Raw genomic sequence first — 14,650 nt, forward strand, 5'->3', positions numbered from 1 at the left:
TCACTTTTCCAATTTTTTGTTGCATACAAAAAAGCGCACTCATTTCTATCGTTCCATGTCACTCAACGATCATAACGGCGAAATGATGCGCCCATGCTTAATTTTTCTATTCATATGATGAACAAGCATTTTTCTCCTGATTCACGTTCATTCGGGTAGAACCATCGACTTTTCAGCACATTCCCTGATGTCATGATTGGAGATAAAATGGGGGTCCTTAGATCCACACCTTACTTCAACTTATATTCTTCATTAAAATAACTATATTTCGCTTTCTTATCATGCTTCTTCGTTTCAGAATCAAACCCTTGCAAGAAAAAGCCACGTTTTAAATGGATTGGTTGCGCAATATACGTATTTTTTTCGTCACCTTTAAGTGTTAACTCTTTATAAAAAATACCTTTTCTCGGATCGTATTCTTCTTTTTCTTTAATAATCTTTTCAGTCAAATGATTTTCAGTCAAATATTGATCAATCATTTTTAAATTTTGACTTTTTTGGTATCCTTTATATGCAAAGAACCCTGCAGCAACAATGACAAATAGAAGAGCCAACGTCAAAATGATACCGATTATTTTTTTTAACATGTCCTGTGCCTCCACTTTATTCAATCTTATTTTCTATCTTATCATAAAACGCTTTCCGACAACTAAAGGAACTTTTTGACGTCACATAACCGTCAAATTATCAATCTGCCATAGGGTCAGTTGGCAAATTTAATGAAAGCCTTTACAATTGAATTGTATGACCTTTTCGTATACAAAGGAGAGATGGTATGAATACCCAATGGCAAACACCTACTGAAAGAGCAACACTTTTAAAATCACTCGTTGCTCACGAAAGTATCACCCATTCCAAAGGTGAGCAAACATTTCCATATTTTATAAAAGAAACATTAATGTCTTTAAAATATTTCCAACATCATCCAGACCATATTCGCCTTGTGTCTACTGATGATGAACGCCATGCAGTGATGGCATTTTATCAAGCGCCGACATCAAAAGAGACGATCACGTTAATCAGTCATTTTGACACTGTAGGCATTGAAGATTTTGGCGCCTACCAAAGCGAGGCGTTCGACATGACACAATTGACTGCCAAATTCAAACAAGATATCGCGCATTTTGACCAAGAAACGCAAGCCGACATTCAATCAGGTGAATACTTATTTGGCCGTGGGAGCATGGATATGAAAGCCGGCTTAATGTTACATTTATCCCTTATTGAAAAGGCGATACTTGAACAATGGGATGTCAATCTCATCCTCATCACGGTACCTGACGAAGAAGTGACTTCAAAAGGGATGCATGTCGCTGTGGCCGAATTAGCGCGATTATGTCAGCAATATCAGTTAAAAATTAAACTGCATCTCAATAGCGAACCGACATTTCAACAAGAAGGTGATGATATCCATTACTTCTATACAGGCTCAATTGGTAAAATTATGCCCGGTGCCCTCGTATATGGTCGTGAAACGCACGTCGGTACACCGGCACTAGGTTTGAGTTCTAATTTTGTGATGAGCTATATTCTTCAAGAGGTTGAGTATCATTGTCGCTTTAAAGAAACGTTTGAAAATGAAACAACGCCGATGCCTGTCACTTTGCGTCTCAATGACATCAAACAGCACTACGACGTACAAACCCCGTTTCGAACTGTCGCATTGTTTAATCTATTTTTATATGAAAAAAATGCCAATGAGGTATTTCAACAGTTCAATGAAGCCGTTCGTGAAGGAATTGATCAAGCATTCCAAGTTTATCAAAAGCGTGTGCAACATGAGGGAATCACCCATACGCTACATATACAGATGATGACTTACCAACAATTATATGCCCATGCTTGTCAACAATTAGGTGAAGCTACTGTACAAGCAATCATTCATGCGTCTATTCAACAGGCCCAAGAGCCACACGAACAGGCGATTTTCGTTATCGATGAACTGATGCAACACTGTAACGCACTGGGTCCTACCGTTGTCACATTTTTCGCTCCGCCGTACTATCCGGCAACCAATGCGTCATACCATCCGCGCATTGAATCGATGAATGCGCGCTTACAATCGGTGGCAATGACACAATTCAATCGCGTATCAACACGCATCCATTATTTTAATGGGATTAGTGACTTGAGTTACGTCTCTCCCTCACCGAATGGCTCAGGTTTTGATGCATTTCGAGATAACACGCCAGTATTTGGTCGAACATATCATATTCCTTTCGATGCGATCGAACAAATACAAGCGCCTTTCTTGAATTGCGGACCTATCGGAAAAGATGCACATAAAATAACAGAACGCATCCACCAAAAAAGTGCGTTTGAAGAGTTACCTGTCTTATTGGTAGACCTGATTCAACATCATTTTTTATCGCCCAACGTATAACTTGAATCATTGCCCAGTCTTGACGACCTATCAACAAAGCGGCGGTTATGACATCACATCATCATGTCATAACCGCCACTTTTCATATCAATATCTCATATTCGATTTATCTTTTTCACGATAACGCACGTGTGTTTTTCTCACGTTTTGAGAGGTTAAACATTGTGAATAGCGCTATCAATCCCAACACACCTAGCAAAATAAATGCGAAATGACTCGTACCTGTCATCGCAGTGACTGCTGAAATAACAAGCGGTGGGAAAAAGCCACCAAGTCCTCCCATCATTGAGACGATACCGTTCGCAACACCTGCTTCTTTCGTAAAATAAAATGGTACTAATTTAAACACTAAACCATTACCAATCCCTGCACAAACACTGACTGTCAAACAGCCCACTGTAAAGAGAAAGATTTGGTGAGACACCCCTAAGATTAATGCACCAACAATCATAATCGAGAAGAACACTTTCAACATCGTAACCGCATTTAATTTATCCCCTAAAATGCCTCCGAGTGGTCTCAAACATGTCGCCAATGCAATAAATATCCCCGTACGGATCCCGGCATCTACTTTGTCAATCCCAAAATTTTGCACGAGGAAGTTCGGCAAAAACAATCCAAATGCAACGAACGAACCGAACGTAATAAAATACCATAGACTTAAATAATATAACTTGTAATTTTTCATTAAAATCCGTGTTTGCTCAACGAGAGGGACTTTTACTTTAGGTTCATTCCGGTCCCCCAAGAAAAACATCAATAATGCAAACACTGCCATCACCACTAAATAACTCCGCACTGTATTCTGCCAACCGATAACGCCAGCGATAGGCGGTGCTAAAAATGATGATACGGCTGTCCCCAAGTTCCCCATACCATAAATGCCATTTGCAAGACCGACTTTATCCTTTGAAAAATATTTAGGAAGTGAGGTCACACCAACAGAGAAGATCGCGCCACCTACGCCAAGGAAGAAACCTGCAAACATCAACGCGCCAGGAGAATTTGCTTGACTGAGTAGAAAAATTGGTGCCAATAAAATAATAAAACTTGTAAAAAACACCCATTTAGCTCCAACAATATTCGTTAAATAACCAAACGGTACACGTAACACAGAACCGAGAATGACCGGAATAGCCAATATGATTGACAATTGTGCACTCGTGATTTGAATATCTTGTGAAATAAATGGCATTAAGGGTGCAATAATACTCCAGGCCATAAATCCAGCTACTAGACTCAACGTTTGGAGTAAAAGTTGTACACCACCTTTAGATTGATTCATTTCTCATTCACCTTTCTTTACTTATGACTTCATACACCATATCGACACTTTTCGAGTGTGCAACTCAGGTATGTCTTGTAATTTCAACTCCAGTTTACCGTTATTGTGAATTTTATAACATAAGGATTTACCCTATTCTTGCGCGGAATATCCCCCTAACAGCCACGGACATCCAATCGTTTTCGCGACCTCATTTAACGGTACAATTTGTCAATTCGATATTAAATTAATAAAAGTGCGATAACAGGCATCATGCCTGTCACCACACTTAAAAATCTAGTAATTTTTTCTTCAGCGCATACTCTACTAATTCCGGCTTCGACTTCAAATTTAATTTATCCATAATCCGCGTTTTATGTGCTTCCACTGTTTTCACAGAAACAAAGAGCTTTTCAGCGATATCCTTGTTCCCATATCCTTTGGCGATCAATGGTAAAATCTCCAATTCCCGCTTCGATAATATTTTAAAAGGATCATTCGAATATTCTCCATCATTGGAAGCATTCACAAATTCCTTAACTAAAGACGTCGTCATCTTTGGATCGATATACGTTTCACCTCGATACACGGTACGAATGGCTAATAGCAACTGCTCATCTGGCGCATTTTTCAAAATATAACCACTTGCCCCACTTCTAAGCACATGGAATAAATACTCTTCATCATCATACATGGTTAATATAAGAATTTTCGTATTGGGAAAACTGTCTAAAATTTTACTTGTCGCAATCAATCCCGATTCACCAGGGGGCATGCTCAAATCCATGATTAATACATCAGGGGCATGCGCCATCACTTTTTGGTAAGCCTCAACCCCATCTGCTGCTGTTCCTACGACCTCCATATCCTCTTGAAAGTTTAATATCATAGAGAAACCTGTGCGTACAACCGCATGATCATCAGCAATAACGATTCTCATACTACATTCCCCTCACTTTTAGCTAATTGGTACTTCCAGCGATACAATGGTGCCCTTTCCTTTTTGCGTTTCAATATTGAGATGACCGTTGACCAGTTCAGCGCGCTCATACATCCCATAAAGCCCTAAACCTGATCCTTTCGGTGAATCACTCGGTTCAAATCCTCTCCCTTGATCTGAAACTTCCGCATAGAGGTACTGGTCATCTTTCCGAATAATCACATCGACATCATCGACACCCGCATACTTCATCGCGTTAAACACAGCTTCTTGTACGACGCGGTAAACGACCGTTTCTATTTCACTGTCAAATCGTTCAGCATCAATGTCAAAGTGATAGTTAATCGCCAAACCATAATTATTTTCAATTTGTTTAAAGTACGTTTTAAATGCAGCGTCTAACCCTAAATCATCTAAAGAAGAAGGACGAAGTTCAGAGGACAAATTGCGTAGATCATCAATTAACTTTGCCATTAATCCTTCAATATGTTTCGCACTTGACAATAAAACCTCCGTATCTTTTTGATACTTCAAAAGACGCATCTCCACATTGACGTTCATCAATTCTTGCACAACACCATCGTGCAGTTCTCTAGAAATTCGTTTCCGCTCATTTTCTTGTGCTGCAATCGTTTTTTGTATCATATTGCGTTGATACAGTTTTTCTTGTCTTTCTAATTGCGCCGTCACATTTTGTAAAGTAAACACTTTAATCTGACGCGTTTCATCAATGGTTTGATATGTGGCGGTAAAAGGTTCAACTTTATTATTTGTCGTTTTCATAAATACTTGGAATGTCGTATCTCCAATGTCTTGTGCATGAAGAAAACAATTTTGGCACGTTCGTAGCGCATGCTCATTCGTATAGCCTTCACACCGCCCACATATTGTCGTTGAAATCCCGCTCATATCGTTATCTGATGAGATCACACGTCTCGCGGCAGTATTCATATCGATGACTTTTCCCTGTGCATCAATAAATATAATCATTTCTGATGTTTGATGGTAATAAGATTGTAAAAAATCCACTAAATCTGTTGTCTCCTGTGGCATTATTGCATCACCTTATCTTCACTCGTTAAACTCCCTATCCCTTTAATCGACGAAATATTTTGGGCAATTTGTGGTAGCGGTTTGTGATGTCGCTGACCTAAAAGCAACACCCCTTTGACACGATGATGATGCCAAAGCGGGATTGCGATGAGTGCCGTTAACTGTTCACTCATCAAAATAGGGTAATTGAATAACGCATTTTGAAAATCATATTCCGTCGTGTTTTCAATCATCATCGGCTTACCTGTTTTCATCACATTGCCTGCAATGCCATGCCCATTCCGTAATACAATACGTCGATACCGTTCATTCAAATTACCTGACACGTAACGCCACTTGATTTTAGTTTCCGCATGATCCTCTGATGGCAAAGCAATACCTGCAAAATCAAACTGGTATTCGTGACGTATTTTCTCTATCTCGTCTTGATAATCATGTTGAGAAAAATCAATCGGGTTCACGGTCATCACTCTCCATTAAATTTTATGTTTGCGATAAATAATATAACTCCGACTCGCATAGGTCACTGGCACACTCCACACGTGTACAAGACGTGTAAACGGCCAACATGCCATAATCGTAAAACCTAAAAGAATATGCAGCTGAAACGTCAGTGGCACGTCTGCCATTAATTGTGCATCAGGTCTTAGCGCAAACAGTCCTCTAAACCAAATCGAGATGGTTTGACGGTAATCAAATTCTGGTGTCGTCACATTCGTAACTAATGTCGAATAACATCCTACAAAAACGATGAGCAGTAAGAGGAAGTTTACAAAAATATCTGAAGCTGAACTCAAGCGACGGACATTTTGTTTTGTAACACGTCGAGCCGTCAATAAGAACATCCCTATCAATGTGATTATACCAAATACGCTCCCGATATACACTGCACCGATGTGGTAAATATGATTATTGATCCCCATCGCCGCTAACCAATGTGCTGGAATCAACAATCCAACGACATGACCTAAAAACACTGGAATGATCCCTAGATGAAATAATAAACTTCCCCACTTTAATTGCTTCTTCTCAATAAATTCACTCGATTTTGCAGTCCACGAAAATTGGTCAAAACGATAACGTGCAATATGACCAATCAAAAATACTGCAAGACAGAGGTAAGGAAATATCACCCATAAAAATTGATTAAACATGATGTGTCACCTCTTTATCCTGTACAATACAACGCTTTAATGCCTCTCTTAATCCACGAATTAAATGGACGTATGGATTTTCTTGTTTTTCAAGCGTTTTCATCATTATATATGTCCCATCTTCAATAATCATGATAAGCAATTGCACACTTTCTTGTGCACGTTTGTCCCCTTCGAAATGTGCGACATATAAAAATTCAAGCATCAACGGCAAATAGTCGGACAGTTCGGAAGCAGGCATTTCTAACCCAAACATTTCATACAATACTTTGAGTTTGGCTAACATCTGCCCTCGTTCTTTTTGTGTATCAAATTGATTGAATGTCATATACAAAGTCGTCTTTTCATTAAAATCAAAGGTATCTGTATACAAAGCTTGAATTTCTGATAAGCTTTTTTCATACATCGCTTCTCGATAGGCTTTGACATGCGGATACGCGGGATGCGCACCGTCAAAAATCTCTTCGAAAATTTTAGGATGGAACGTCAATTTTTCTGGAAAACTTAACTGTTGGCTCATGTAACCGAATGTATCTTTATACGTCTTCAACACATTAAGATCAATCACGGAAAATCCCTCCATAGAACCGTTCGTTATAGATGTCTTGACCTGTTTTCCCTCCTGTACTTACCGGTGTACCACACCCCTCACAATTCGCACCGAAATGTTCACCACCAAATCCTTGGCTTCCTTGTGCGGTATAGGTATCCATATACTGTTCTTTATGGGAAGTCGGAATGACGAAGCGGTCTTCATATTTGGCAATTGCTAATAAGCGATACATCTCTTTCGCTTGTCTTTCAGTTAAACCGACACGTGCTAAACGAGACATATCAAAATCACGGCCCGTCGTTTGTGCACGCATATAACTTCTCATCATTGCCATCCGTTGTAACGCCCCTTTCACCGCAACTGTATCTCCTGCCGTGAATAGCTCAGCTAAATATTGAACAGGTAAACGCATCTCCTCAATTGCAGGGAAAATCGCATCTGGATTCTGACCTGCATTTTGACCTTCAAAATAGTTCATGATTGGACTGAGTGGTGGACAGTACCAAACCATTGGCATCGTACGATACTCCGGATGAAGTGGAAACGCTAATCGATATTCAATGGCAAGTTTGTATATCGGTGAATTTTGTGCGGCTTCAATCCATTCTTGTGAAATACCATCTTTCTCCGCTTGTTCAATCACCGCTTCATCATAAGGATTCAAGAACAAGTCCAGTTGCTTTTCATAAAGATCTTGCTCGTTTTCAGCAGATGCCGCCTCTTGCACACGATCCGCATCATATAAAAGTACACCTAAATAACGCATGCGACCCGTACATGTTTCAGAACAAACTGTTGGAATCCCCGCTTCTACACGTGGAAAACAGAACGTACATTTTTCTGCTTTATTCGTTTTCCAGTTGAAATAAACTTTTTTATAAGGGCACCCCGTCATACAATAACGCCATCCACGACACGCTTCCTGATCAACAAGGACAATGCCATCTTCATCACGTTTGTACATCGCACCCGAAGGACATGACGCCACACAGCTCGGATTGAGACAATGTTCGCATAAGCGTGGCAAGTACATCATAAACGTTTGATCGAAGTTAAATTTAATCTCTTCTTCAATTTTTTGAATGTTAGGATCTTGTGGCCCCGTTACATGTCCCCCTGCTAAGTCATCTTCCCAGTTTGGTCCCCACTCTAGAGGCATCCGTGCACCAGTCATCACTGAATGCGCGGTCGCTACTGGCGTATGTTGACTCGGTTTAGCCGTTGTTAAATGTTGGTAGTTATATGTCCAAGGCTCGTAATAATCTTTGATGACTGGCATATCTGGATTATAGAAAATTTTACCTAATGCAATTTTATTTAAACGCGTTCCTGATTTTAGCTCTAACTTTCCTTTTTTGTTAAGCGTCCATCCCCCTTTATAGCGCTCTTGATCTTCCCATTTTTTGGGATAACCGACACCCGGTTTCGTCTCAACATTATTGAACCACATATACTCTGCACCAGGTCGATTGGTCCAAGTGCTTTTACATGTCACACTACACGTATGACAGCCGATACATTTATCTAAGTTTAATACCATTGCAACTTGTGCTTTAATCTTCAAGCCAGTCCACCTCTTTCATCTTTCTTACTGCAACATAAACATCACGTTGGTTTCCAATCGGACCGTAGTAATTAAAGGAATAACTGATTTGTGCATAGCCTCCCATTAATTGTGTCGGCTTTAAGTGAATACGTGTCGGCGCATTATGTGAGCCCCCACGTGTTCCTGAAATATCAGAGCCAGGTGTCTCAATATGTTTATCTTGTGCGTGATACATGAACATCGTGCCACGTGGCATACGGTGTGACACGACTGCACGTGCAGTAACGACACCGTTACGGTTATACACTTCTAACCAATCATTATCTTTAATGTCATGTGCTGCAGCATCTTCATTTGAAATCCAAACTGTCGGTCCACCACGGAATAGCGTCAACATATGTTGATTATCTTGATACATCGAATGGATATTCCATTTTCCATGTGGCGTCAAATAACGCAATACCAATGTATCGACGCCCCCTTTAACAGGTTTATCTTGTGTGCCAAAGACCATAGGTGGGAGTGTCGGCTTATACACAGGAAGGGCTTCGCCGAACTGTTGGAACACTTCATGGTCAATGTAAAAACTTTGACGCCCAGTTAATGTTCTGAACGGTACGAGACGTTCAATGTTCGTTGTAAATGGTGAATACCGTCTTCCTTGTTTGTTCGAACCTGGAAATACGGCTGTCGGAATGACTTCACGCGGCTGAGATGTAATATTTAAAAACGAAATTTTTTCAGACGCCCGTTCAGCCGAAATATCTTTGAGTGGCATCCCCGTTTGCGCTTCTAAATCTTCGTAAGACTTTTGTGATACTCGACCATTCGTTGCAGAAGACACATTTAAAATCACATCAGCCACTTTTCGTGCCGTATCGATTCGTGGTTTATTATTTTTAACAGTGTCATCTTCCCATGTTCCTACCATACTACGCAGTTCATCGTATTGTGCTTTAACAGAGAAATTAACCCCATGTGCACCAACTTTTCCATTTTCTAGTAATGGACCCACCGAAATGAATTTGTCATAGATGTCTGTATACGTCCGGTCAACCACTGCAAATGCCGGCATAGTTTGACCCGGTATTGCTTCGATTTCTCCTTTCGTCCAATCCTTCACTTGTCCATAAGCAATCGAAATTTCTTGTTTTGAGTCATGTGCCAGTGGTGCCGTCACAACGTCTTTATATGTGCCTGTCAAATGAACACTGGCCATTTCAGAAAACGTACGGCTCAATGTTTTGAAAATATCCCAATCCGAACGTGATTCCCATAATGGGTCAATCGCTGGATTAAATGGGTGAATAAATGGATGCATATCTGTCGAAGAAATATCATGCTTTTCATACCAAGTCGCAGCCGGTAGGACGATATCTGAATAGAGTGGTGTCGCAGTCATACGGAAATCTAATGAAACCAGTAAGTCTAATTTACCGACCGTTTCTTCACTCCACTCAATTTCAGATGGTTTATCAGTTTCATTGGGTTCGGCCATTAACGCAGATTTAGTTCCCAGTAAATGTTTCATGAAGTATTCTTGACCCTTAGCTGAACTTGAAATCAAATTAGATCGCCATACAAATAATGATTTCGGATGATTTTTTCGCAATCCTGGATTTTCTACTGCAAAGCGTGTGCGTCTCGATTTCACATCATCGATGGCACGTTTTAAAATCGCTTCATTCGTAAATTCTCCTGCATCTTTCGCTTCTTCTCCCCACAGTAAACTGTTTCGATCAAATTGCGGATAAGAAGGTAACCAGCCATTTCGTGCAGCCAATACGTTATAATCAGCCGGATGTTGTAACTTAATATTCTCAGCTAACGGTGAAGCTAAACGATCCACACCTGATTCTTCATATTTCCATTGGTCTGTTGCAAAATAGAACCAGCTCGTGCCATTTTGTAGGCGAGGCGGTCCTTGCCAATCTTTCGCAAAAGCAATCGTACTCCAACCTTCAATAGGGCGGCATTTCTCTTGACCCACATAGTGTGCCCAACCGCCACCATTGACGCCTTGACAACCGCATAAAATCACCAGGTTAAGAATTGAACGGTAAATCGTATCTGAGTTGAACCAATGATTGATACCCGCGCCCATAATAATCATAGAACGCCCACCCGTATCGATGGCATTTTGTGCAAATTCTTGTGCCACCTGTGTGACCACAGAAGCTTTAACCCCTGTGATTTTTTCTTGCCATGCCGGTGTATAGAATGATGTCGCATCGTCAAAACTTTGGGCTTCTGTTTCATGATTAAAACGTTTCACGCCATATTGACTCATCATGAGGTCAAACACTGTTGCCACATAAGTCGTCTCACCATTTGCGAGTGCAACGCGACGTGCTGGGATAACGCGTTTAAATACGCCATTGCCTGCGTTATCAAAATATGGAAATTGCATGGTCACCAGTTCATAGTCACCGTCAATCACAGACATCGCTGGATCAATGACTTCTCCTGATTCATTTTCTAATTTGAGATTCCATTGCTTTCCTTCTTCCCAGCGTTGACCCATTGTGCCATTCGGTACTTGTAACGTGTCTGTGCGTCGATCAATAATCATAGGTTTCCATTCACTATTTTCAGAAGCTTGTCCCAAATCACTCGCGCGTAAGAAACGGCCAGCTTTGTAACCATTCTCATCTTGGTCGAGACACAATACAAACGGCATATCCGAATATTGTTTCGCATAGTTGATAAACATTTCAGAAGGTTCGTCTTGATAATACTTTTGTAAAATGACATGTGTCATCGCTTGCGCAACAGCCGCATCGGTTCCAGGATTCGGTGCTAACCAATTGTCAGCAAACTTGACATTTTCAGCATAATCTGGGGCAATGGATACGACCTTTGTCCCTTTATAACGGACTTCAGTCATGAAATGCGCATCTGGTGTTCTCGTTAAAGGCACGTTTGAACCCCACATCATAATGTAAGCGGCATTGTACCAATCGCTAGATTCTGGCACGTCTGTCTGCTCTCCCCAAATCTGTGGAGAAGCTGGTGGTAAATCGGCATACCAATCATAAAAGCTTAACATTTCACCACCGAGTAACGAGATAAAACGTGCGCCTGCAGCGTAACTAATCATCGACATTGCTGGAATAGGTGTAAACCCAGCAATGCGGTCTGGACCATCTTTTTTAATCGTATAAATCAATTGTGCAGCGATGAGTTGTGAAACATCTTTCCAATTCGTTCGTACATGTCCGCCTTTACCACGTGCTGATTTGTATATTTTTGCTTTTTCTTCATCTTCTACAATGGACGCCCATGCTTTGATTGGATCTTGATATTCCTCTAACGCTGCTGTCCACAAATCCCAAAGTTTGCCTCTTACATATGGATATTTAATACGTAACGGACTGTATTCATACCAAGAAAATGACGCGCCACGAGGGCAGCCACGTGGTTCAAATTCCGGCATATCCGGTCCACAACTTGGATAATCAATTTGTTGATTTTCCCATGTGATGACACCATTTTTTACAAATACTTTCCAAGAACAAGATCCGGTACAGTTTACACCATGTGTTGTTCGTACAACTTTATCGTGGCTCCACCGTTCTCGATACATTTTCTCCCATTCACGGCTTTTATGTTCTAATACTGACCAATTCCCATTAAACTTTTCAGTCGGTTTAAAAAATTGCATTCCAAATTTAGCCATAATTCTCCTCCTTCTCACACATTGGCACACCTACTTACTTTGATTGTACATTTATTCACATGATGTTGATATTAGGGAAATACCTAAATCATACATAGGAATCCCTAAGTGCGTGACGCCTATTCATCGTCATCGCATATGTCGTATCAAGTGGATTGAGGCATACACACGATGACGAAAAAGGAAAGGGATACAACTTTTATAAACATGGCGAAAACGGTCATCTCGTTTCATTACTTTACATCGATATTATGTATCATCACGAAAAAGGGGGTGGGACATAATCCCCCCTAGTTTGTTAAAAAAGCTCTGATTAGATGTCAAAAAACATTTAATCAGAGCTCTTTTTAGATATGACTTAAAAAAATAAAGCACTTCCCGTATAATTATTAATAACCACAAAAATAATAGACAGGGGTGCTTTATATGTACAAAAATTATAACATGTTTCAACTTACACTTCCAATAGAAACTGAGATGTCTTTTCCAGAAAATGATATCGTATTCATTATCAACAAGCTGGTAGAATCTATTCCCCAAGAAGCTTTTAATCCATATTATAGCCAAAGAGGTCCTTCATCATACCACCCCAAAATGATGTTAAAAATCATACTGTATGGTTATACTCATTCTGTTTTTTCAGGCCGAAGAATCGAACACCTTTTAAAAGATAGTTGCCGAATGATGTGGCTTGCGCAAGGCCAAACGCCAACTTATAGAACAATCAATCGCTTTAGAGTGAACCCCCATATGATGAAATTTCTACATATTTTATTTGTCGGTTTAAGAGCACAATTATTAGAAGATAAACTCATTACAGAGGATGTCATTTATATTGATGGCACAAAAATAGAAGCAAATGCGAATAAGTACACATTCCAATGGCTAGCTAATACGAAGCGTTTTAGTCAGTCTGTCATTGAAAAATCTACGGCATTATATGAGCAACTCGTTTCTGAAGAGATTATTCCTGAAATCAAGCGTGAATCTGGGCATGAATTAACAAGTGAAGAACTGAATCAAATAGAGACGCATTTAGGTTTTAAAGATGATGCGCTCACGTCTGAAATTGAAACGACTCAAGATGTAAAAACAAGAAAAAGCCTTAGAAAAGAAAGAAGTAAGGTGAGACAAAGTAAGAAAGCCGTCCAAGATTTTAAAGACCGTAAATTAAAATATGACAAACAAATGGAAATTTATGGCGACAGAAAAAGTTATTCTAAGACTGATCATGATGCGACATTTATGAGAATGAAAGATGACCACATGAAAAATGGACAATTAAAACCAGGTTATAACTTACAAATAGCAACAAATAATCAATTTATACTAGCCTACGGCGTGTATAATAAACCAGGAGATACGAGAACACTGGAGCCGTTTTTGAATGAAATGAAAGAATTATATGGTGACATTCCGGAGTATATCGTGGCAGATGCAGGTTACGGAAGTGAATACAACTATACCATGATACTAGATAAATTTGAGAAAACACCTTTGATCACTTATAGTATGTATCTCAAAGAGAAGCAGCGTAAATATAAAAACAATCCATTTATTACTGCTAACTGGGAATACAACGAGATAGAAGATTATTACATATGTCCGAATAAGAAGACATTACATTTTCGAAGTTACAGAAAGAGAAGAGACGGATACGGTATTCAAAGAGATTTTAAATGATATGCATGTGAAGAGTGTGTGGGCTGTCCATTACGAAGTCAATGTATGAAACAAAGTACTCACCCCAACACAAATAAAAGCTTATTTAAAAATCTAACTTGGGACTATTTTAAAGCTTTCACAAATAAGCAGCTTTCAGATCCAAAGAAAAAACACATTTATCAAAAGAGAAAGATAGATGTTGAATCAACTTTTGGAAATCTGAAGGCTAATTTGGGTTTCCAAAGATTATCGGTTCGCACTCAATCAAAAGTTGAATGTGAACTTGGCATCGCACTCATGGCAGTAAATATACGAAAACTGGCCAAAATTAGTGCTAGTTTTCGTTCGCTAATTAAGAAAAAAGCCGTCAAATTCTAAAAAATGAATTTTTGACGGCTTTTTCTTAATGGAAC

The 14,650-nt window shown here is 39.7% G+C and carries 10 protein-coding genes and 1 pseudogene; 2 read left to right on the forward strand and 9 right to left on the reverse strand.

What is annotated here, in order from left to right; genetic code table 11:
* Nucleotides 1-230: 230 nt before the first annotated feature.
* Nucleotides 231-587 carry a DUF3139 domain-containing protein gene (locus B5P37_RS04015; RefSeq protein ID WP_085237014.1) on the reverse strand — a complete coding sequence of 119 codons (357 nt, stop codon included), beginning with the start codon at nucleotides 585-587 and terminating at the stop codon, nucleotides 231-233.
* Nucleotides 588-775: 188 nt separating this feature from the next.
* On the opposite strand from B5P37_RS04015, the gene B5P37_RS04020 reads away from it, so the two are divergent.
* Complete coding sequence (locus tag B5P37_RS04020) at nucleotides 776-2,383, forward strand: M20/M25/M40 family metallo-hydrolase (RefSeq protein WP_085237015.1); 1,608 nt, start codon at nucleotides 776-778, stop codon at nucleotides 2,381-2,383.
* A gap of 115 nt (nucleotides 2,384-2,498) precedes the next feature.
* Here B5P37_RS04020 and B5P37_RS04025 read toward each other — a convergent pair whose 3' ends face one another.
* The 8 genes from B5P37_RS04025 to B5P37_RS04060 form a co-directional block, all read right to left on the reverse strand.
* Nucleotides 2,499-3,668 carry a nitrate/nitrite transporter gene (locus B5P37_RS04025; protein ID WP_085237016.1) on the reverse strand — a complete coding sequence of 390 codons (1,170 nt, stop codon included), beginning with the start codon at nucleotides 3,666-3,668 and terminating at the stop codon, nucleotides 2,499-2,501.
* 268 nt (nucleotides 3,669-3,936) lie between these two features.
* Complete coding sequence (nreC, locus tag B5P37_RS04030) at nucleotides 3,937-4,587, reverse strand: nitrate respiration regulation response regulator NreC (protein ID WP_085237017.1); 651 nt, start codon at nucleotides 4,585-4,587, stop codon at nucleotides 3,937-3,939.
* An 18-nt stretch (nucleotides 4,588-4,605) separates the two neighbouring features.
* Nucleotides 4,606-5,640 (reverse strand): sensor histidine kinase, encoded by a 1,035-nt coding sequence (locus B5P37_RS04035; RefSeq protein ID WP_085237018.1) that lies wholly within the window; start codon nucleotides 5,638-5,640, stop codon nucleotides 4,606-4,608.
* Nucleotides 5,640-6,101: a nitrate respiration regulation accessory nitrate sensor NreA gene (gene nreA / locus B5P37_RS04040; protein ID WP_085237019.1), complete on the reverse strand. Its 462-nt coding sequence runs from the start codon at nucleotides 6,099-6,101 to the stop codon at nucleotides 5,640-5,642. Before nreA ends, B5P37_RS04035 begins: the two co-directional genes overlap by 1 nt.
* A 15-nt stretch (nucleotides 6,102-6,116) precedes the next feature.
* Nucleotides 6,117-6,794 carry a respiratory nitrate reductase subunit gamma gene (gene narI, locus B5P37_RS04045; protein ID WP_085237020.1) on the reverse strand — a complete coding sequence of 226 codons (678 nt, stop codon included), beginning with the start codon at nucleotides 6,792-6,794 and terminating at the stop codon, nucleotides 6,117-6,119.
* On the reverse strand, nucleotides 6,787-7,362 hold the full coding sequence (locus tag B5P37_RS04050; RefSeq protein WP_085237021.1) for a nitrate reductase molybdenum cofactor assembly chaperone: 576 nt from the start codon (nucleotides 7,360-7,362) through the stop codon (nucleotides 6,787-6,789). Before B5P37_RS04050 ends, narI begins: the two co-directional genes overlap by 8 nt.
* Complete coding sequence (gene narH, locus B5P37_RS04055; protein ID WP_085237022.1) at nucleotides 7,355-8,911, reverse strand: nitrate reductase subunit beta; 1,557 nt, start codon at nucleotides 8,909-8,911, stop codon at nucleotides 7,355-7,357. The genes B5P37_RS04050 and narH overlap by 8 nt, the downstream gene beginning before the upstream one ends.
* Nucleotides 8,901-12,572: a nitrate reductase subunit alpha gene (locus B5P37_RS04060; protein ID WP_085237023.1), complete on the reverse strand. Its 3,672-nt coding sequence runs from the start codon at nucleotides 12,570-12,572 to the stop codon at nucleotides 8,901-8,903. Before B5P37_RS04060 ends, narH begins: the two co-directional genes overlap by 11 nt.
* A 426-nt stretch (nucleotides 12,573-12,998) precedes the next feature.
* Between B5P37_RS04060 and B5P37_RS04065 the strand changes: the two are divergent.
* Nucleotides 12,999-14,615, forward strand: a pseudogene (locus B5P37_RS04065) (IS1182 family transposase).
* The last annotated feature ends 35 nt before the right edge of the window (nucleotides 14,616-14,650 follow it).

The organism is Staphylococcus lutrae, from assembly GCF_002101335.1.
Taxonomy (GTDB): domain Bacteria; phylum Bacillota; class Bacilli; order Staphylococcales; family Staphylococcaceae; genus Staphylococcus; species Staphylococcus lutrae.

Bases quoted from the DNA above. Each gene is read 5' to 3' on its own strand.
- nreC (WP_085237017.1), bottom strand. From the start codon at position 4,587: ATGAGAATCGTTATTGCTGATGATCATGCGGTTGTACGCACAGGTTTC.
- B5P37_RS04060 (WP_085237023.1), bottom strand. From the start codon at position 12,572: ATGGCTAAATTTGGAATGCAATTTTTTAAACCGACTGAAAAGTTTAAT.
- B5P37_RS04035 (WP_085237018.1), bottom strand. From the start codon at position 5,640: ATGCCACAGGAGACAACAGATTTAGTGGATTTTTTACAATCTTATTAC.
- B5P37_RS04015 (WP_085237014.1), bottom strand. From the start codon at position 587: ATGTTAAAAAAAATAATCGGTATCATTTTGACGTTGGCTCTTCTATTT.
- narI (WP_085237020.1), bottom strand. From the start codon at position 6,794: ATGTTTAATCAATTTTTATGGGTGATATTTCCTTACCTCTGTCTTGCA.
- B5P37_RS04020 (WP_085237015.1), top strand. From the start codon at position 776: ATGAATACCCAATGGCAAACACCTACTGAAAGAGCAACACTTTTAAAA.
- B5P37_RS04025 (WP_085237016.1), bottom strand. From the start codon at position 3,668: ATGAATCAATCTAAAGGTGGTGTACAACTTTTACTCCAAACGTTGAGT.